The sequence below is a fragment of the Paenibacillus sp. BT-177 genome (assembly GCF_025846815.2).
GTDB lineage: Bacteria > Bacillota > Bacilli > Paenibacillales > Paenibacillaceae > Paenibacillus > Paenibacillus polymyxa_C.
The window spans coordinates 246,944-267,370 of record NZ_JAOYTP010000003.1; the positions used below are offsets into that span (position 1 = coordinate 246,944).

General features: G+C 50.6%; 19 protein-coding genes and 1 pseudogene. 1 reads left to right on the forward strand and 19 read right to left on the reverse strand.

The features are described from left to right. Window positions 1-35: 35 nt before the first annotated feature. The 9 genes and pseudogenes from OIU26_RS11530 to OIU26_RS11570 form a co-directional block, all read right to left on the reverse strand. Window positions 36-914 (reverse strand): cysteine ABC transporter substrate-binding protein, encoded by an 879-nt coding sequence (locus OIU26_RS11530; RefSeq protein ID WP_058830249.1) that lies wholly within the window; start codon window positions 912-914, stop codon window positions 36-38. Window positions 915-932: 18 nt separating this feature from the next. Continuing rightward, window positions 933-1,688: an amino acid ABC transporter ATP-binding protein gene (locus tag OIU26_RS11535; protein ID WP_117288751.1), complete on the reverse strand. Its 756-nt coding sequence runs from the start codon at window positions 1,686-1,688 to the stop codon at window positions 933-935. 17 nt (window positions 1,689-1,705) lie between these two features. Further along, window positions 1,706-2,383, reverse strand: a complete 678-nt coding sequence (locus tag OIU26_RS11540; protein ID WP_117288753.1) for an amino acid ABC transporter permease — start codon at window positions 2,381-2,383, stop codon at window positions 1,706-1,708. Beyond that, complete coding sequence (locus OIU26_RS11545) at window positions 2,364-3,029, reverse strand: amino acid ABC transporter permease (protein WP_013373509.1); 666 nt, start codon at window positions 3,027-3,029, stop codon at window positions 2,364-2,366. Before OIU26_RS11545 ends, OIU26_RS11540 begins: the two co-directional genes overlap by 20 nt. A gap of 219 nt (window positions 3,030-3,248) precedes the next feature. Further along, window positions 3,249-4,697, reverse strand: coding sequence for a SulP family inorganic anion transporter (locus OIU26_RS11550; protein ID WP_117288755.1), 1,449 nt, complete (start codon window positions 4,695-4,697; stop codon window positions 3,249-3,251). A 272-nt stretch (window positions 4,698-4,969) separates the two neighbouring features. Beyond that, window positions 4,970-5,532 (reverse strand): annotated as a pseudogene (locus tag OIU26_RS11555) (hypothetical protein). 23 nt (window positions 5,533-5,555) lie between these two features. After that, complete coding sequence (locus OIU26_RS11560) at window positions 5,556-7,226, reverse strand: ABC1 kinase family protein (RefSeq protein WP_040102671.1); 1,671 nt, start codon at window positions 7,224-7,226, stop codon at window positions 5,556-5,558. A 1-nt stretch (window position 7,227) separates the two neighbouring features. Further along, window positions 7,228-7,587 (reverse strand): phasin family protein, encoded by a 360-nt coding sequence (locus OIU26_RS11565; protein ID WP_013373513.1) that lies wholly within the window; start codon window positions 7,585-7,587, stop codon window positions 7,228-7,230. Window positions 7,588-7,692: 105 nt separating this feature from the next. Further along, complete coding sequence (locus OIU26_RS11570) at window positions 7,693-8,331, reverse strand: ThuA domain-containing protein (RefSeq protein ID WP_017428602.1); 639 nt, start codon at window positions 8,329-8,331, stop codon at window positions 7,693-7,695. A 430-nt stretch (window positions 8,332-8,761) separates the two neighbouring features. Between OIU26_RS11570 and OIU26_RS11575 the strand changes: the two genes are divergently transcribed. Continuing rightward, on the forward strand, window positions 8,762-9,211 hold the full coding sequence (locus OIU26_RS11575) for an AbrB/MazE/SpoVT family DNA-binding domain-containing protein (RefSeq protein ID WP_264216906.1): 450 nt from the start codon (window positions 8,762-8,764) through the stop codon (window positions 9,209-9,211). Between the two features lie 104 nt (window positions 9,212-9,315). Here OIU26_RS11575 and OIU26_RS11580 read toward each other — a convergent pair whose 3' ends face one another. The 10 genes from OIU26_RS11580 to cobJ all read right to left on the reverse strand — a co-directional run bounded on the left by OIU26_RS11580 (window position 9,316) and on the right by cobJ (window position 20,398). Next, a complete protein-coding gene (locus OIU26_RS11580; protein ID WP_264216907.1) occupies window positions 9,316-10,773 on the reverse strand; it encodes a cobyrinate a,c-diamide synthase in 1,458 nt (485 codons plus the stop codon). Further along, on the reverse strand, window positions 10,766-11,854 hold the full coding sequence (locus OIU26_RS11585; RefSeq protein WP_264216908.1) for a cobalamin biosynthesis protein: 1,089 nt from the start codon (window positions 11,852-11,854) through the stop codon (window positions 10,766-10,768). The genes OIU26_RS11580 and OIU26_RS11585 overlap by 8 nt, the downstream gene beginning before the upstream one ends. Beyond that, a complete protein-coding gene (gene cobM / locus OIU26_RS11590; protein ID WP_013373518.1) occupies window positions 11,847-12,641 on the reverse strand; it encodes a precorrin-4 C(11)-methyltransferase in 795 nt (264 codons plus the stop codon). The genes OIU26_RS11585 and cobM overlap by 8 nt, the downstream gene beginning before the upstream one ends. Beyond that, entirely contained in the window at window positions 12,638-13,354 is a 717-nt protein-coding gene (cobI, locus tag OIU26_RS11595) for a precorrin-2 C(20)-methyltransferase (RefSeq protein WP_025719607.1), read from the reverse strand. Before cobI ends, cobM begins: the two co-directional genes overlap by 4 nt. Before the next feature lie 29 nt (window positions 13,355-13,383). After that, window positions 13,384-14,640 (reverse strand): precorrin-6y C5,15-methyltransferase (decarboxylating) subunit CbiE, encoded by a 1,257-nt coding sequence (gene cbiE, locus OIU26_RS11600; protein WP_165079786.1) that lies wholly within the window; start codon window positions 14,638-14,640, stop codon window positions 13,384-13,386. Then, window positions 14,633-15,778, reverse strand: coding sequence for a cobalt-precorrin-5B (C(1))-methyltransferase (locus OIU26_RS11605; protein ID WP_264216909.1), 1,146 nt, complete (start codon window positions 15,776-15,778; stop codon window positions 14,633-14,635). The genes cbiE and OIU26_RS11605 overlap by 8 nt, the downstream gene beginning before the upstream one ends. A gap of 74 nt (window positions 15,779-15,852) precedes the next feature. Beyond that, the gene (locus tag OIU26_RS11610) at window positions 15,853-16,497 is read right to left on the reverse strand and encodes a precorrin-8X methylmutase (protein ID WP_165079788.1); all 645 of its coding nucleotides are present in this window, start codon (window positions 16,495-16,497) and stop codon (window positions 15,853-15,855) included. 163 nt (window positions 16,498-16,660) lie between these two features. After that, entirely contained in the window at window positions 16,661-17,440 is a 780-nt protein-coding gene (gene cobK / locus OIU26_RS11615; protein WP_264216910.1) for a precorrin-6A reductase, read from the reverse strand. After that, window positions 17,437-18,507 (reverse strand): sirohydrochlorin chelatase, encoded by a 1,071-nt coding sequence (locus OIU26_RS11620; RefSeq protein ID WP_264216911.1) that lies wholly within the window; start codon window positions 18,505-18,507, stop codon window positions 17,437-17,439. Before OIU26_RS11620 ends, cobK begins: the two co-directional genes overlap by 4 nt. Window positions 18,508-18,598: 91 nt before the next feature. Next, window positions 18,599-20,398, reverse strand: coding sequence for a precorrin-3B C(17)-methyltransferase (gene cobJ / locus OIU26_RS11625; protein WP_264216912.1), 1,800 nt, complete (start codon window positions 20,396-20,398; stop codon window positions 18,599-18,601). Between the last annotated feature and the right edge of the window lie 29 nt (window positions 20,399-20,427).

The window sequence follows — 20,427 nt, forward strand, 5'->3', positions numbered from 1 at the left end:
GCTTCTTTATGCTTAATAAGTAACTTATACGATGATTAATTAACCTTTCCGCCCTCTACAACCAATTGATCCGTAAATCCTTCTCCGTAAACGGAGGTCAGTGTCTCCTTATAAGCTTGATGGACAAAATTTTCCTTGCCCAACGTAGCCAGCTCGTTGTTAATCCAGTCCAACAGTTCCTTATTTCCCTTCGCTACTGCGGGAGCAATCGTATCTTGACCACCGAAGGCTGGAATGCTTACGGTGAAGCCGGGATTGGCCTTGGCCCAAGCGATCAGCTCTGTATTATCGTTGGCAATGGCGGCACCGCGTTTGTCTTTGAGAGCCGAAAAAATTTCGGTGTATTGATCGAATTTGAGTAGCTTGATGTCAGGATAATTTTTCGTGAAATAGGTCTCTGCTGTCGTTCCCTTGGCAACAATCAGCTTTTGATCCGAACCCTTCAATTGGTCAATCGTGGTGATTGGAGCGCTGTCGGGTGACACAATACCAAAGGATAATTTCATGTACGGGTTAGCAAAATCGACTTTTTCTTTACGCTCATCGGTCACAGTAAAGTTAGCCATGATGATATCTACCTTGTTGGATTCCAAATAGGCAACCCGGCTGGCAGCATCCACCAGGACGAATTCCACCTTGGACTCGTCGCCCAAGAGATCTTTGGCAAAACGTTTCGCAATATACACATCAAAGCCCTGATTTTTACCTTCTGAATCTACGTAGCCAAAAGGCGGCTTATCCGCGAAAACACCAATTCGAATCTTGCCATTCTTTTTAATGTCCTCAATTGAAGCAAATTTAGCCGAACCCGAACTACTACCGTTGGTATTACCAGCCCCTGCACATCCTGCCAAGCCGATGAGCAGCAAGCTCAAAGCCAGTAATAACGTTGTGAACTTCATTCCTTTTCTCATCTGTATTCATCCCCCTGTTTATATCGTTTCGTACTGAAATATATCCAGAAAGTGCTGGGCACGCTCTGTTTCCGGTTGGGTAAAAAATTGCTGTGGTGTAGTCATTTCACATATCTGTCCTTGATCCATAAAAACGATACGATCTCCTACCGACTTGGCAAATCCCATTTCATGCGTCACGATAATCATCGTCATCCCCTGTTGGGCCAGCTCTCGCATGACATCCAGCACCTCTCGGACCATTTCCGGGTCCAAGGATGCGGTGACTTCATCAAAAAGCATAATTTCAGGGTTCATACACAGGGCGCGCACAATCGCAATCCGTTGCTTTTGCCCGCCTGATAATTGTCTCGGATACGCATCCTTGCGATCCAGCAAACCGACTCGTTCCAATAGCTGCTCCGCTTGCGCAAGTGCCTCCTGCTTGTTTCTCCGCTGAACTTTAAGCGGACCAAGCAATATATTTTCCAAGACGGTCATATGTGGAAACAACTCATAGTTTTGGAACACCATTCCGATATGCTGCCGCACCTCACGCCAATTCACTTTTGTATCCGTCAGATCCTGTCCTCTGTAACGGATATCCCCCCCCTGGACTGGCTCTAGACCATTAAGACATCGGAGGAGCGTACTTTTACCACATCCTGAAGGGCCGAGAATAACCACAACTTCCCCTTTCCTTACGTCCAGACTAATCTGCTGCAGTACTTTTCGGTCGCCAAAGCTTTTTTCCAGTCCTCGAATTTCCAATAAAACCTCCACAGCCTCTCCCATGACACCACCCCATCCTGCTAATTTTGCCATCTGCGTTCAAATCTTTTGGAAAGTCTGGATAACGGATAACATACAAGAAAATACAATATAAAGATAAAACCATACACCCAAAAGGATGCCGAAGGCGCCTTGATTACACCAAGTTCAATAATCTGCTGCCCGACCTTGACCACTTCCACAACACCGATCAGCACCACAAGTGACGTGGTTTTGATCATCCGTGTCGCTAGATTAATAGAACCCGGGAGCATGCGGCGCACCGCCTGGGGAATAAGCACATGACGGTATAATTGCCAATAGGTCAGCCCCAATGCCTGCCCGGATTCCACCTGATGCTTGGGCAGTGATTCCAATGCACCTCGTACGATGTCGCCAATTTCCGCCGCTCCCCACAGACTGAATACGATTACTGCCGTCAACTCTCCGCTGATATCCACATTCAGTAAAGGAGTAAATCCAAAATACACGACATACAACCATACCAAAATCGGAATAATGCGGAATGTCTCCAAATAGAATCTCAGCACAAATCGAATCGGTCTTGATTTTAAGGTGCGCAGCAGACCCATCAGAATGCCTAGCAGCGTACCAATAATAATGGAAATTAATGCAATCTCCAGTGTAACGAGCAATCCCCCTAACAGACGCTCGAAATTCGATCCCTCAAACAGCACATTAATCCCCGAACTCAGCATATCGCACCTTCCTTTCCACCCACGTCAGCAGCATCGACAAAGGTAAAAGCAGCACGAGATATGCCAATACCAGCAAAATCAACGATTCTGTCGTTTTGTAGTACATGCCGATCAGGTCTTTGGCCACATTCATCAGATCCAATAAAGCAATGGCACCCACAATGGAGGTCTCCTTGAGTAGAAAGATCGCGTTCGCTCCCAAGGACGGAATACTAATGCTAAATGCTTGCGGCAAAATAACATATCTCGCCAGTTGTATTTTGGACAGTCCGAGGCTCAACCCGGATTCCGTTTGGGTTTTACTCACGGCTTCAATTCCACCGCGGAACGCCTCAGCCATATAGCCCCCGCCCAAAAAGGTCATCCCCACAATGGCACACGTCATTTCGCTCATGTGCAGACCAATTTTCGTAAACCCGTAATACAGAAAATATAACTGTACAAGCAGCGGCGTATTCCGGGAAAGCTCGATATAAGCTACAATGATTCCGCTAATTCCTTTCACCCTGTAATACAGCACGATGCTGCACAGCAAACCAACGACTAGTGAAAACAGAATAGCAAAAAAGGCAATCTTCAACGTCAGCCACATGGCTTCTCCATACAGCGGCAAGCTTTCTACAATAAACTCCCAGTCTAAGTTCATATGTACATACCTTTCAATTTTCAATTATTCCTATGTACTTGCTATGCTTAATAACAATGATTGTATTCCTGCCCATTTGCCACGTCAATACTTTGATGAAAATTTGTCATAATTATCTATGATTTAAAAAGAAAACCGTTATTTCATTTCAGAAATAAATAAAAAAAGCCCAAAATGGATAAGTTCCATTTCAGACTTTGCTTTATGCTATATGATTCATCACATGATCGGCTCTGTAACGACAGGACCACCGAGCTTCTCCACAATTAAACGGCTTTCCTCATTTAGCCCTTGCAGGATAATGGATTTACCTGAGTTTCTGTATTTTTGCAGCACCTTGCCAATGGCAGTAACCGCCGAGTGATCCCACACATGTGAATGGCTAAAGTCGACTACAACTCGCTCCGGATCATGTGAAGGCTCAAAATGGTCGACAAAATGAGTCGTTGAGGCGAAAAACATCGGCCCCCTGACATGGTACACCTTTGCTTCATGATCCTCAGTCGTACTGATACGGATTTTAGCCATTTTCCAGCCAAAATGCAGGGCACTCAACAGTACACCTACGATCACACCCTTGGACAAATCATGCGTAGCCACCACGATAATGACCGTGATTACCATAATAAACGTATCTGCTTTGGGTACCTTGGCGATGTTTCGAAGTGACTTCCAATCTACGGTTCCGATACACACCATGAACATGACTCCCACCAATGCGCCCATAGGCACTTCCTTTACAACACCACCAAGCACGAGCAGCAGAAAGGCCAAGAACACCCCAGCCGTGAAAGTGGATAGACGTCCTCTTCCGCCTGAGCTGACATTAATGACGGATTGTCCAATCATAGCACAGCCACCCATGCCCCCAAAAAAGCCATTTACAAAGTTGGCAATCCCTTGCCCACGGGCTTCCCGGTTTTTATTGCTTTTCGTTTCGGTCATTTCATCCAAAATACTGGCTGTCAGCAGTGATTCCAGCAGTCCAACTAGCGCCATCGTAAAGGAATACGGCAGCAAAATCCGCAACGTGTGCCACGACCACTCAATTTGCGGCAGATGGAATGAAGGCAGCGAGCTGGTTAGCGTACCGATATCTCCTACCGTTTTGACATTCAATCCAAATACATACGTAATGATCGTCATGATAATAATTGCTGTCAATGGAGCGGGAACGCTTTTCACAAACCTCGGTAAAATATACACAATGAGCAATGTTCCCGCTACCATCGCGTACATGATCCAATTCGCTCCATGAAAGTGGGTGAGCTGCGCCATAAAGACGAGGATCGCCAGCGCATTCACAAACCCGGTCATGACCGGCTGCGAAATAAAGCTTATAAAGCGACCTATTTTCAAAACACCCAGCAGCACCTGAATGATCCCAGCCAAAATAGTAGCTGCAAATAAATATTCCACGCCATAATCCTTGACCAGGCCCACAACCAGTACAGCTACAGCCCCGGTTGCTGCCGAGATCATCGCCGGACGTCCGCCTGCAAAAGAAATGACAATGGCCATCGAGATGGAGGCATACAGTCCGACCATGGGGTTGACACCTGCAATGATTGAGAAGGCAATCGCCTCCGGAATCAATGCCAGCGCCACAGTCATGCCCGCAAGTATATCAGCCCGGATATTACCGAACCATTGTTGTTTAAGATTCATACTGTTTCGTTCCAGCCTCCTATATTCACAGAGAACAGCATCTTGACCTGCAACCCGATATTGCTTTGGGCATCCGTCCAGCGGTCAATCGCCAAGGCTCTCCTATCATTCAGCTCGTCTCTCTCAAACGAACCCGTTCCGTTACATCCAGTCCATCATTATAACGCAAGGGAATCGTAGAGACGAATGAGTTAAAAGGCTGTTTACAGAAAGAAAACATCTCTTTACTTGAAATATCGCCCGTTTTCTTTATCTGGTTCGTTTTCTTATATTTAAAATTTTCGCAATTGCTGCACAAGCTCTGATAGGGATTCAGCAATCTTAGAGTCTGCATAGCGCTGGAGCAAGCTCTCAAAATCAGGGAGCGCTTGCTTTAGTAACCGACAGCTATAGTCATAATAGCTCCAAAAAGCTATCGGATCATAGCCACGTGCTTCTTCCTCTTCCCACTCCAGTTCATCTTCTTCTGGATTGCTGTCTGCCGGCCATAAATACTTCTCATCTAGCAGCATTCCACAGACTCCTGTGAGTCCGCTTGTAGATTTTCTATGTCCAATGCTTGAACAACCGTATGGTACAACTCCAACTCACTCAGCGTGATATCCTCCGGTCTTCTCGCATGCATATTCCGCAATAAGAATAGTAGCGCCCATGGGGTAACCTGCCACAGTGTACCTTGATGTTCTATCAGATCAGCGATGGCTGCATACTCCCCATTGGATATTAAATGCGGCAAGTCCGTCCCCCTACCATAAGGAGTAGTCAAGCGGTGCCACGGTACATCTGTAATTTCAAGAGTATTCATTCTGGCTGTGTTCATCTTATGAGTATCCATGACGCCTCCTTTGTAGTCGGTATCTAGAATCTTCCTGATTTAAAAATAGAATATAGTAAAAAGGCAACCATTAAGAGCGCTACGACAAAACCAATTTCAATCGCAGGTACGTTCCACAGCATGGTCGCCTGATGATTTAGTGATGAACCGATAATCAGTCCGACCATAATGATGCTGAACGCTAACAGCACAATACTGAATGACAAGCGATTACTGATCTGATCCAGCTTGCGCAAAAGCTGTTCCAGCTCTGGTACGGTAACTTCCAGTTTAAGCTTACCCTTGCTGATAATTGAGGTCAGATGCCTCGTCTGTCTCGGCAGTTCCATCAGCGTCTCCACCAGCTCGGTCGCACCACCCAACAGCTTGCCCCGAATCCGACGACCGCTGAAGCGTTCCTTCAGCAGCTTGTTGCCAAAAGGCTCGGCCAAAGCAATAATACTGAGATCGGGGTCCAAATGCTCTACGACCCCTTCCAGTGTCAGCAGCGCCTTGCCAAGCAGCAGGACATCCGATGGCAACCCAATCCGATGGCGCTGTGCCGCGCCAAACAGGTCGTTCAAGGCATCGCCAATACTGACCTGTGAGAAAGGAACGTCCGAGTAATCTTCACGTATTTTGTCCAGATCAGCTCGCAGCGCATTCAGGTCAGCATCCGGGTCGACCAGCCCCAGTCGCTCGATGGCCCGAACCATAGCATCGGTATTTTTGCGCATCAGGGCGATCATGAGGGAAGCGAGATGATTCTTCATCTCTTCGCTCAGCCTACCCGCCATGCCAAAATCCAAGTAGGCGAGACTTCCATTTCTCAGGACGAGCAAATTGCCTGGATGGGGATCGGCATGAAAAAAGCCCTCTATAAAAATTTGATGCAGCATGCTGTTGACCAGCCGCTGCGCCAGTTCTTTCAAGTTGTAGCCACGGTGTAATAACTCTTCACGACTCCCCAAGTGAGTCCCGTCCAGAAACTCCATGGTCAGTATACGTGAGGAGGTATGATCCCAGTATATTTTCGGAATATAGATATGTGGGTCCTGCTCAAATTGGAGCGCAATCTTCTCTGTGTTACGGGCTTCATGGTTGTAATCCAGCTCCTGAATGAGCGATCTCCCCAGCTCTTCCACCATCTGGCGAAGCTGATAACGCTCCACCCATTCCCAGCGCTTGGCTGCCATTGCGGTCAGTTCCCGTAAAATGTCCAAATCCCGCCGGATGATGCGATTAACGCCTGGGCGCTGGATTTTAATAGCAACCATTTCACCGCTGTGCAGCTTGCCCAGGTGCACTTGCCCGATCGAAGCAGCCGCCAGCGGATCATCGTCAAAACGAACCAGTATGTTCTCTAATGACGTATCCAGCTCCTGTTCCAGAATGCCACGCGCTGTTTCAGGCGAAAAAGGCGGTACCTGATCCTGGAGCTTAACCAGTTCGCGAATAATAGGCTCTGGCAGCAGGTCAGCACGTGTACTTGCCAACTGTCCAAGCTTGATGAATGCAGGCCCCAGGTCCTCCAGCACAAGCCGAATCCGTTCACCTAGCGTTTTGGACTCGGGGGTTTCTCTCGTCAGCCACTTGCGGGGCAGGGATAGCAGCTGGAACAGTCCCATTTCTTCCACCATATAACCAAAGCCATGACGCGCCAGCGCCATGGCAATTTCCCGGTAACGACCGGCGTGCTTCATGCGAACGGCCATTTTAATCCAACCGGTTCGCTTCTTCAGCGTCACTCGAACCCGTAAGCGCCGCCTTTTCTTTTTCCAGCTCCGCTACCTGTTTTTCCAACAATGCCACACGCTGCTCCAAACTTGTGACATCATTTTCGGTAGGTACTTCCAGTTCCTGCAAAATGCGGCTAACCTGCTCGCGGATCATGGTTTTGAATTGTCCCTGCTCCTCTGCTCCTCGTTCGATCAGACGATCGACCAGCGCTTTGGATTCCGAGGGCGCAAGTTCTCCCCGATTTACAAGATCCTCGACGGCTTTCTCCACCTTTTCTTTGCTGACAACGGTGAGGCCCCACCCCAATGAGATGGCTTTTTTGAACAAATCGCTCATAATATATCCTCCCCTACCTGTGATTACCTATAGTATAACCTGAAAAGGGGAGCCGCATAAAGCTCGCAGCTCCCCTCCCATAATGGTTGGAATGAATGATTATACTTAACCCGGAAAGCGTCCGGCCCACTTAGCAGCCTGAAGCAGCAGCTTACGGTATCCCTCGTGCTGGAAACTTGGCTGATTATGTCCAGGCATCAGGTAGACAACCCGGCCCAAGCCATAGGACAATGACCATGCAGCCGGCCACCACTGACCTTCATACTCGTATTCCATCAACAGTGTTTTTTCGGTGAACGGGTCAAAATCAAAACGATACGGCTCCTCCTGAATCTCGAACGGCTCGATCCCTTCCATAATCGGATGATCCGGCTCTGTTACCTTGAAGGAAAGCTGCTCCGCTGCCGGATGTCGCAGGAAACGTGCTCCCATGAGCTGTGCAATTTCATACCGTCCTTGCAATGTAATCCCGTTATGCAGCACAAGCAGTCCACCTCCGCCGCTGACGTAGGACAGCAGTCCTGCTGTTTGTTGAGGAGACAGAACCTCCTTACGGCTATCACAATACGAGATGCATAGATCGAATGAGGCTAGATTTTCCTTGAGCAGCATTTTACGATTTTCACTGCATTGTACCGTCATCCAATCTTGTAAAATATGGCTAATCTCTTCGTCCACCCCTTGTAGCGGGTGAAACTCTGGATATGAATAATCTCCTAGCAGCAATGCTTTTCTTTTTTCCATCATAAATCCTCCTTGCCTGACTTGTATATAAGGACTTTAAAGGCGGGTCCCGTGCCAACGGTCTCTTGTTTGTGGGGTCAAAAAGCTCTAAAGAATCCCTTTGGCCCTCATCTTTTTCCCATAACACCGCCATCGTTGTCCAAGCTACGGCATATATAAATAATTCTACAGACGGCCTATTAAATCCTTTAGCAGAAGATTATAGCATATATGTTCGCTCGGAATAAACTAATTATAAATTTATAAACATGAACGCTGGCGATTCCGCCCGTTTATGGTATACTCGTAAGAAAAAAAGTGCGTCCATGCTTTATTAGCAATGAGGGGCCGCTTTTCGTAAGAAATCTATGCTTGCGGTTATAGAATTGATAAGAATTACCTCAAAGCTTATACATTCTATAAATCTTAAAACACTGGGGAGGTTGCATGAATGAAAAGGACTGGAATGACCCGGCCCTTGGACAGCTTGGGACGAATTGTGCTTCCTAAAGAGTTGCGCATGACGATGGAGATTGACATCGGCGATCCATTAGAGTTTTTTATTGAAGGCCAAACACTCATGCTCCGTAAGTACAAATCAACCAATTGTATATTTTGCGGTTCGGTTGATACCAACACCTATTTTAAAGATCAGTTTATCTGCGATGCATGTGCCACCTCGATGAAAACGGAAGATTTACTTCCAGTCACAGCGACTGAAACCCAGTCACCTCCACTGAAGCAAAACATGCATATGAAAAAGGTTTATCAGCGCACGGATGTTATTTTGGAGAAAATGAGAGAGCTTATGGAAGAACATCCGGCATCTTCACAGAAACAACTCGCTTCCATGCTTGGCGTGAGTCAGGGAAGGATTTCCCAACTGAAAAAGCTTATGTAGGCGAATCGTCCAAAAAACAATGTATACGCTTCCATGTTATGTAAGATTTAATTTACTTTATTTAGAACAGCCGGACCCTTATAGGGACCCGGCTTTTTTGTGTTTTAGTGGTAAGCCCGACATTTTTCAACCCAGCGTGATGCTGCCTTGGGTAGAGAAGCGAGATGAATGTGTGTGTAGGCTGCCAAAAGGTTCCCTTTGGCATAACCTTCACTCTGAAGCCCGCGCATCCCCTTGGTTTGATAGGCGAAGGGATAGGGGGTGGCAGATTCATCATAGCTCATGACCGAATAATGAAATTCATGTCCACGAATCGTCTCTCCAGCCTCCAGCAGCAAGCAATCTTGCAATGCGGTTGCTTCCCGGTATCCCAATGCAGCCCGCTTCTCCTGCATACGAACGTCCGAAGGGATCACCCCAGCCATGTGGTGGGCGTGACCCGCCCGATCCGTAAGTGTCCGGGCCAGTATCATATAACCACCGCACTCGGCGAATACAGGCATATCCCGGCTCACTGCGTTGCGGATATCTTGCAGAAAGCCCGTATTGGCAGCGATATCTGCCGCAAACTCCTCGGGAAAGCCGCCGCCCAGATATAGGCCGTTGGCGTGCTCAGGGACGCGTTCTCCCGCCAGCGGACTAAAATAGACAATCTCTGCTCCCGCTTGGCGCAGCAAATCCATATTCTCGGGGTAGTAGAAATTGAACGCCGCATCTCTGGCGACAGCAATGATGGGACGTTCCCCAGTCTCGACTTCATGTCCTGCTGTGGGAGGCTGATCTGGAGGAAATAATGGGTGCTCGGGCAGACTGAGCGGCGGAGCCGAATCCGCCAATGTCCGCAGTGCATCCAGATCCGTACCCGCGCGAATCAGCTCTGCCGCCCGTTGGAAAAGCGGCTCCAGCTCGCCGCGTTCTACAGCAGGCACCAGGCCCAGATGACGCTCAGGAATATCCAGCCCGTCATCGCGCTTTAACCAGCCGAGCACAGGAATGTCGCACTCCTGCTCTATCGCCTTTTTGACAATGCCGTAATGCCCTTGGCTACCGCAGCGATTTACGATTACGCCCGCAATGCGCAGCTTGGGCTCCAAGCGCTGAAAGCCGAGCACAATAGCGGCCGCACTGCGTGCCATGCTGCGTACATCGACGACCAGCAATACCGGGCTATCCGTCAGCATGGCGATTTCGGCGGTCGAGCCAATATTGCTGAGCGGGTCCTTGCCGTCATATAGCCCCATGACGCCTTCAATCACGGAGATATCTGCGCCTTCGGATGCGCGGATAAAGGTTTCACGCACCGTATCCGGTGAGGTCATCCAGGAATCGAGATTACGGGAAGGCGTTCCGGTCGCGGCTGTATGATAGGTCGGATCAATATAATCCGGACCGCACTTAAACCCCTGCACTCGCAGGCCGCTGTCGGCGAACGCCTTCATCAGCCCGAGCGTCACCGTGGTTTTGCCCGCACCACTGCCCGTACCGGCAACAACGATACGACTTCTGCGCACGGGAGTAGACAGATCAGGCTGCTGTACAGTCTGCTTCATATCGTCATTCATAAGGCACCCGCGCCACAGACAACGTCATATTGCCGCTTTTTTTCTTCTCCAGCAGCCAATGGTCTGCACCGGAGGACAACAGGGCTGATGGTTCGCTGACCCCATAGGCGCCAGTGTATTTGAAGACAGTTTCCGATGGATTGGGAAGCTGCACCGTGTTCAGCTCTGACGGAGTGTACGTCACCAGCTCCCAGCCGTATTTGGCGCAGAGGGCGAGCAAGCCCTCTTCATCCTTTTTCAGGTCAATCGTAGCAATATTCCGTACGCTTTTTACAGACAAACGCAGCTCTTGAAAGGTGTTCAGCACCCCAGCCTCCAGCTCCTCCAATGCAGTTCCCCGATTGCAGCCAATGCCAAGCACCAAGCTTTTAGGACGATACAGCACGCCATTAAAAAGAAACCTCTCCTCTTCCTCAGGCTCCAACAAACGGTCACTTACGACCAACGCGGCGTTGAACGGTTCTTGTGCCGCTTCCGCCATTGAGGCATATACCTTGATATGTGCAGGTACTGGCTTGTCATAGCGCCACCAGTTCCGTTCGCCTGTCTCTTGTATGAGTACAACGGGCTCCTCGTTCACAACAGCGGCGCTCACAGGCGTGGCCTTATCGAAGCTATCGACCACCCAACCCAATTCCCGCCCCAACATATCCACTGGAATCGTGCCCTGCACGTCCGATGCAGTCGTGATTACCGCACGTGCCCCCAGTACAGCGGCTACATGACGGGTCAATTCATTTGCGCCGCCCAAATGCCCAGACAGTACGCTAATGACATGTTCTCCGCGATCATCAATGACGACCACGGCTGGGTCTACCTTTTTATCCACCAAAATCGGTGCAATCATACGAACCACCGCACCGAGGGAAATAAATAAAATAATACCGTTATATTGTTTGAATAAATCCGGCAAAATCAGTTTGACCGAACCTTCGAACAATTGAATGCCACGCTCCTGCTCGTCTCCACGCTCAAACTTGGACATGTAATACACATCCGTACCCGGAAAGCTGGCTCCCAAATTGCGGACCATCTCGACTCCATGCTTCGTGATCGCCACAGCGGCAAATGGATTACTCACCAGGCTTCACTCCCTTTCGGTAGCCGTGGGTGAACGACTTGTCATACAGCTTGGAACGATGTGCGTCCTTGTCCACTAACCCCGGGTCGAGCGCCCACCCTGCCAAAATCATGGCATGCATCGTAATGCCTGCTGCACGCAGATCGGCTGGCAATTGGGCAAGTGTCGTGCGGACAATCTTTTGATCCGGCCAAGTTGCGCGCTGCACAACGGCTACAGGCGTGTCTTCGCTCCAGCCAGCCGCCAAAAATTCAACGACTACCTTCTTCGCCAGCGTTGCACTCAGGAACAGCGCCACTGTACAGTGATGGGATGCCAGATCACGCAGCTTTTCACGATCCGGTACAGGTGTACGGCCTTCGGCACGCGTCAGAATGACCGTCTGCGTCAAGTCAGGCACGGTTAGCTCTGCACCCAGCACGGCCGCAGAAGCAAAGACCGAGCTGACGCCCGGTACGATTTCGTAGGCTACTCCGCGCTGCTTCAGCAGCACCATTTGCTCCAAAATCGCACCGTATACTGCTGGATCACCTGTATGCACGCGGGCTACACTGCGCCCCGCCTGCACAGCCTCGCTCATAATCTCAACCTGCCGTTCCAGATCCATGCCTGAACTCTGCAGTACCTGCGCCTCCGGCTTGGCCGTAGCAATCAGCTCATCGTTCACAAGTGAATCCGTGTATAACACCACATCTGCCGTGCGCAGAATCCGTGAGCCTTTGACCGTAATCAACTCCGGGTCGCCAGGACCTGCTCCTACGATATATACTTTTGGCTCCAACGTCATTTGCTCACCACCATTAAACTCAAATATTCAAGTTCCTGTCCGCGCAGCTCACGGGCGTTACGCCATACCATTTCATAAGGTGAAGTGACTTTGGTAATGACAGATGCACGATCCCCGAGGTTGAGCTCGTCCAGTACATCCAAAATCAAATCCAGTACCTTGGCAACCTTGATAAATACAACCGTATCGTGATTCTCAATGGCCCGCTTCATCGCTTCCCGATCATCCGTAGCCGGAATAATACCGACCTGCTGATCTCCGTCTGCCAAAGGCAATTCCAGGGCTGCCGCTGCTCCCAATACAGAAGAGATGCCCGGAATAGATACAATCGGCACCTCAGGATGAAGATCCTTCATAAGACGCGCCAAGTGAATAAAGGTACTGTACAGATTAGGGTCTCCCTCTGTGACAAAGGCTACATCCTTTCCTTGACTCAGAGCCTCCCAACAAGCAACCACCGTTTTGTTCCACTCCCGCTCCAGTACAACCGGGTCCTTGGTCATTGGAAAAATGAGTCCCAACATCTCCTTTTCCTCCGGGTTAACGTATAATTCCACAATCTCGTGAGCATACGATTTGCCTCCCCGGCGTTTCTTCGGATAAGCCACAACTGCACATTCCTGAATCATGCGGTAAGCCTTGACCGTAATCAGCTCGGGATCACCCGGCCCCACACCTACGCCGTAAAGTGTTCCTGTTGCCGCCGTATTCATGCTGTCTCTCCCCCTCTTGATTTACCAGCTTACTCCCCTGTTGCTCCGTCAGCCACGTCCACCGACGGCTGCCCTGTAATGACATATATCGGATTGAGTCCGTCAAAACGAGTCATATTCAAAATCGGCTTGCTACGTGCTGTTTGCAGTAACGTCACCGAGGTTTCGAGTCCTGCTGCTTGCATCGCCTTCATACCGTCATGCAGCGTCTCAATGGTTGCAGCATTCACTACAATTCGTCCATCCTTACGCAGACGCGAAGCACACAGACGAATCAGTTCTGCCAGTTCTCCTCCGCTCCCGCCAATAAACACGGCATCCGGGTCTGGCAGCTCGTCCAACCCGGCTGGTGCTTTGGCATGGATCACTGGAAAATCAGTACGGAACTTGATCTTGTTCGCTTCCACATTAGCCAAATCGCCTTCGTTCTTTTCAATGGCGAATACCTGCCCGTACTTGGCCAGCCGGGCACATTCCACAGCTACAGAACCTGAGCCTGCGCCGATGTCCCATACGATACTTCGCTCGGTCAGTCGCAGCTCAGACAAGCTGAATACGCGCACTTCACGCTTCGTGATCAGTCCTTTTTCCGGCTTGCGCTGGTAAAATTCCGCATCCTCGAAGCCAAATCCCCGGCGAATTGCTGGCACGTCTTCCCCCTTACGGCGGCGTAAAACAACCACGTTCAGGGGTTGGAAGGTTCCCTGCGACATCTCCTCCAGCGTATAATGCCGATACGTCTCATCTGGTCCTCCCAAATGCTCGCCGACAAAGGCATCATATTCCGTCATGCCAAAATGCAGCAGATAAGCGGCAACCGCGGCGGGATGATTGCGGTCGTCCGTCAGCAGCGCGATCTTGTTCTGTCCGTCGATCCGCTGCGCTAGTCCGGTCATCGGACGGCCGTGTACACTTTCCAACACCGCATCCTGCCAGCTTTCACCAAGACGCGCAAACGCCAGTTGAACCGAGCTGAGATGAGGTAAAATATCCAGGTGCTCAGCCCCCAGCTTGGCAGACAAATAGCCTGCAATGCCAAAAAAAAGCGGATCTCCTGACGCAAGCACGACAATATCCTTGTGCTCACGCAACCGTCCCAATTCTTCCACCACGGTGGATAAGCCGCCCTTTAATGTTCGTTTTTCTCCTGCGGCTGCCTCAAAAAAGGCTAGCTGGCGCTCACCACCAACCAGCAGGTCGGCACGCTCAATTTGTTCCAGCGTCTCCTGCGACAGACCTGCCGTTCCATTTTCACCGATACCAATGACACGAATCACTCTACTCACCGACTCTCGCCCTCCCCAGCACGTTCCCTTTCATCGTTACCAGTACCATTTCTACGGTGATTCCACCACCTGCATGCTCCAGGCAATGCTGACACCCATAGGTACATAACTTTTCAAAAAAGCTCAGCGCATTCGCTTCGGTCATCATATCCGCTACCTGCGTAGCTGTATTCGCCTCAGCTACTGCCGTTGCAAGCGACTCGTCCACACCTGTCTCACGCGCAACCTCGGCTAAAAATCCAAAATCCACCGGAGCGCTCTTGGAGTGAACCATCATGACGCCCTGAGCAATCTTCGACAGCTTGCCAGGCATACCGACGAGAACAATTTTTTTCATCCCCAATCGTTTGCCGTGCTTGACTGCAAAGCCGACGAAGTCTCCCATTTGAATAAAGGCTTCTTCCGTCAGCTGATCATACATTTTCATTGCATATTTTTCACTGCTGCCGCCTGTGGTTAGGACAATTTCCTCGCAGTTCATCGCTTGTGCAACCGATATAGCCTGCACCACGCTGGCTTTATAAGCAGACGTGGAAAACGGAACAACCACACCGCGTGTACCTAGTATGGAAATACCACCAAGAATGCCAAGCCGTCCGTTCAGCGTCTTCTTGGCGATTTCTTCACCGTCCGGCACACTGATAACGACACGGACACCTTTGGCCGATCCGTGCTCCTCCAGCACGCCAGATACGGCTTCCGTAATCATCCGGCGCGGCACTGGATTGATCGCTGCTTCCCCGACGGGCACAGGCAGGCCAGGCTTCGTTACCCGTCCGACGCCAACGCCGCCGTCCAGCTCAATGCCCGGCTCCTCGCGCCAGCTAACAGAGGCGCTAATTCTCGCCTGATGCGTGGCATCCGGGTCGTCGCCACCATCCTTGATCGTCGTGCAGGAAGCTTCGTCCGCGTCCAACACAGGCTCGATCAGCTCAAACGCATGATCGAAGCCCGCGGGCAGCGATATCACCGCTTCCTTCGGCGGTATGCCCGTAATGAGCAGTTGCACCGCTCCTTTGGCTACTGCAGCCGCACAAGCCCCCGTCGTAAAGCCTGATCGCATCGGCTTGTCCGGCGCGGGAGCTTCACCACTTTTCATCCGTTTGGGCCTGTCGGCGGACGCCGCTTCCTTTTCCATGCCAATTCCTCCTTAACCTCTTCTGCTGATCATGCTCTAATTCATTTCATGATACAGCAAACGGACAACCGCATCTAGCGGACAGCCATTAAGGAGATCGCATTCAATGCCGCTACGACAATCGTACTTCCGCCCTTGCGTCCAATATTCGTAATGAACGGAATATCCAGCTTGCGCAGCTCGTCCTTGGATTCTGCCGCCGATACAAAACCTACGGGCATACCAATCACCAGTCCGGGCTTAGCCGCTCCTTCTTTCACCAAACGAATCAGCTCCAGCAACGCTGTAGGCGCATTGCCAATCGCATAGATTCCACCATCGCCCGCCTGAATCGCTTTGCGCATGGAAATAATGGCGCGTGTCGTGTTCAGCCTTTTGGCTTCTTCCATCACGTCCGGGTCAGATATGTACACATGAACATCCCCGCCAAATTGACGGATCCGATCCTTGCTCAGCCCCGCCTGAATCATCTGCACATCTGCGACCACCGGCTGTCCTGCGCGAATAGCTGCAATTCCGGCTTCAATTGCTTTCGGATGAAATACCATGCTGCGCCCCAACTCAAAATCAGCAGATGCATGAATGACACGCTGTACAACGGGATATTGCTCTGCTGTAAATGGATGCTCTCCCAATTCTTCTGTGATCATCGCGAAGCTTTTACCCTCAATCTCCTGCGGCTGTACCGTTAGCGGTTTAAAATCTGTTTTAAAGTCCATGGTATCGACCACTCCCTTATGGAAAATTAGTTTAGGAAAAATAACTGCTCGTGTATTGAAATACAGATATTTCTATTAAAACACGTATTTTAAGATGACTATATTTTAGATACATGCCAGCAGTCGTTCTGGATTAACTGAACCTGTAGAAACTTGACTCAACTCAAATTGAAATCTCCCCAGTTGCTGTGCGCAGTGCATCAATTACTCCGTCGAAATGATCAAATACCGTTCCAAATTCCACTTCCGGTCTGGAAATTAAAATTACGTGGATACCCAGGTCCAGAGCAGATTGAACCTTCTCATCCACTGCTCCTGTGCGTCCGCTTTCCTTGGTGACCATCACGGTCGTACCAAAGTGCTTGTACAATGCTTCGTTCAGCTCACGGGAAAAGGGTCCCTGCATAGCAATAATATTTTTTTGCTCCATCCCCAGTTCGCCACATTTCTCCATATTGTCCAGACGCGGCAGCATACGTGCAACCAGACGAATCTCCGGATCTCCGAGTAAATGCTTGGTGAACGTGCCAAGCGTCTTACTGCCCGTCGTAAGCATGACAGAGCCTTTGAGTTGCTTCGCTTCTAATGCCGCTTCTTCATAGGAAGGAACGATATGGAGCAACGGATGATTGTCATACACTAGTCCCGTCCGCTCGTAGCGGATATAAGGAACTCCAGACTCGCGAGCGGCTGCCATCGCATTCGCATGTGCTTCTTCTGCAAAAGGATGACTGGCATCAACAACAGCCTGTATCCCCTTCTCCTGAATCATTGCCTCCATTTCATCGGCTGTCATTCGGCCTGTACGCACATCCAGTCCTGCTTCGGACAAGCTGGCCGCCGCGCTTTCGGTTACGACCGAAGTCAATACATTAAAGCCAATGCCACGAATTTGCAGCGCCAATTCCCGTGCATCGCTCGTTCCACACAGCATGAAAATCATGAGCCATTCACCTGCCCGGTTACGTTCACTACAGACGGCGTATGTGAATGATCGTGATCATGGTCATTATGGCTGTGAGCATGGACATGATCGTGAGCGTGGTGATGTGTATGGTGCTCGTGATGATGATCATGCTCATGTGCATGGTGATCATGATCGTGATGATGGTCGTGGTCGTGATCATGGTGGTGATGGTGGTCGTGGTCATGGTCGTGGTGATGATGGTGATGCTCCTGCGCTTCCAGACGGAACTGGCAGTTATCACAATTAGCCGTAACCTTACCGAACAAGCCTTCATTAGCTCGCTCCAGCACCAGCTCAACCAATTGAGGATGGAAGCCAAAATATCCGCCCATTTCCACTTGTAATGCAGGGTGAGCCTCAGCAAATTCCTGGGTCATTTCTTCGATGCGCTTAATCAGCACCCCAGTGAACAGAAAATACGGAAGCACGATAATCTTTTTGGCACCCAGTCGTACGCAACGCTCCAGACCATCGGGAAAGGAAGGCTGCGTCACACCGATAAAACTGCTTTCTACCCATGTATAAGAAAGCTTCTCCCACAGCATACGGGTGATTTTGAAAAAGTCACTGTTCGCATCCGGATCACTACTTCCGCGACCTAATACAAGTACAGCTGTTTCTTCGTCAGATGCATCGGCAGACGCCTCGACCGCGCTATGCATTCCCGCCGGTACTGCAACTGGACGTGTCTCTTTCAAGCGGTCCAGCAGTATGCTAACGATTTTTTCGTGAACGCCAATCGGGCGTCCGTATACAAATTCCACCTGCGGATATTTTGCCTTTGCCCGATCAATAGCCATCGGGATATCAATTTTGGCGTGCACTGCTGCGAACAAAATAATCGGAATAAGAACGACACGTGTCGCCCCTTTCTCCACACACGCCTGTACTCCTTCGGCAATACTAGGGCGTGCCAACTCTAGGAAACAGGTCTCTACACACGTACCTGGCGCCCGATCTGCCACCGCCTGTGCAAATTCCAGTAGTTCCTGATTACCCTCTGGGTCCCGACTTCCATGTCCAACCAACAATATTGCATCCACTGCTGTTTGTTCCTCCTCATTTATAGGGATAGTCTAATACGCCCTATTTTATATATATGCTTGTATCCGGTTCATCAAGCCTACCAACCGACTAATCACCACAAACCGCGTTCACTTCTACTGTTACCGGTGCATCTTCATGCCGGAAACCCGCAACGATGCCTACACGTTTGAAAAACTTATGAAAACGCTCGTTCGGATGCCCTTTCTCCTTGTATTCAGCGATAACATTCTCCACGATGTCCGTAATCTGATCACCCGGAATTCCTTCCGCTACGGGCTGAGCGGCATGAGCATTACGGCCAAATTTTTTGCCGCCGAGGAAAAGATCATATCCTCCCTTGCGGTAGACAATTCCGATATCCTCCAGCACCGCTCCATAGCAGGCCATGCCGCATCCGTTCAAAGCAATGCTCGTTTCCTTGGGTGCCTGTAATCCGCCAAGTACAACCTGTAGGTGCTCAGCCACAGGCACTGCGTCATCTTTCTCCATATTGCAGAAGTCGCACGCCTTGACCTTAAACACATCGCCGATCGGCATGACAATGAATCGTTCATCCCGCAGCCGACCGACCAGTTCCTCAGGGTCTAGGCATGGCACGCGCAGCACGATCTGATGATCTGGCGTGTATTCCAGCTCGCCGTCATCACCCGCTACCTCGGCGAGCAGTGCCATCTGCCGAGCAGTGAACTTCTTGTTTCCCACGCCAGGGGAAACACCCACCTCAAACAGCGCAGGCTTGCCAAAGCCGCCTGGTGCCTTCCCAGACGCAGCCGCCGTTGCCGTACCAACGGCGCTCTGGATGGTAGGCGCTTGCCCGCTCCAGCGAGCGTTGGCTTCGCCTGGCAGCTTGCCGCCAACAGCAAGGCGACCGAGCGCCTCTGCTGCCAGCGATGCTGGGGCCGCCGCCCCGGTTTGCTTCGCAGGCGTCACCTGTACAGCAGCCATCGCTTGCGGACGTGCTTGCGTCGCAACCGCCGCACCGCTCGCGGAAGGCTCGGTAGGCGCAGTCAGAGCTCCGCCTCCCTGCGGTGTATCCAGTGCGCGATCCTCTTGCGCGCCCAGCGACCACGGCTCCGCTTCCGTGCGAAGCCGCTGATGCGGTTTGAGCACCTGCTCGGTCGCGTCCAGCGTGTATTTACGCTGATAGCCGCGCGGAGTCACGATTAAGCCGTCATACACTGTCGTCGAGGAATTGCCGATGATTACGGTCGTCAGCATCCCGATATCATGGTTCAGCATATCTTCCAGCGTCGTCACAATAACCTGCTGACGTTCACGATAAGCACTCTTCACCAGCCCAACCGGAGTCTGCGGATCACGGTAACGAAGCAAAATGGACTGCGTCTCCACAATCTGGCGGGTACGCCGACCACTACGCGGGTTGTATAATGCAATCACAAAATCAGCCGAAGCCGCAGCTTCTACACGCTTCACGATTGTTTCCCACGGGGTCAGATGATCACTCAGACTGATCGTGCAAGCATCATGCATAACTGGCGCTCCCAACAACGAAGCACAGGATTGAATAGCCGAGATCCCCGGCACAACCTCCACCTCAACTCCGTCCTCGCGACGCCAGCCTTTTTGCATCAGCACTTCGTACACTAGCCCTGCCATGCCATAGACCCCAGCATCTCCACTGGAAATGACGGCTACCTTCTTGCCCATCTCTGCTTGGCGAACCGCCTCCTGCGCACGGCTCACTTCCTCTGTCATCCCTGTGCGTACAATCTCCTGTCCGTTCAACAACGGACGGATCAAATCAACGTAGGTATTGTAGCCGATAATGACCTCACTTTCGGCCAGCGCATCCAACGCACGTTTTGTGATATGTTCCATATCTCCTGGTCCAAATCCAATCACCAGCAATTTTCCTAATGGGCTCATCGTGCTCCTCCTATCATCCTTTTCAGGGC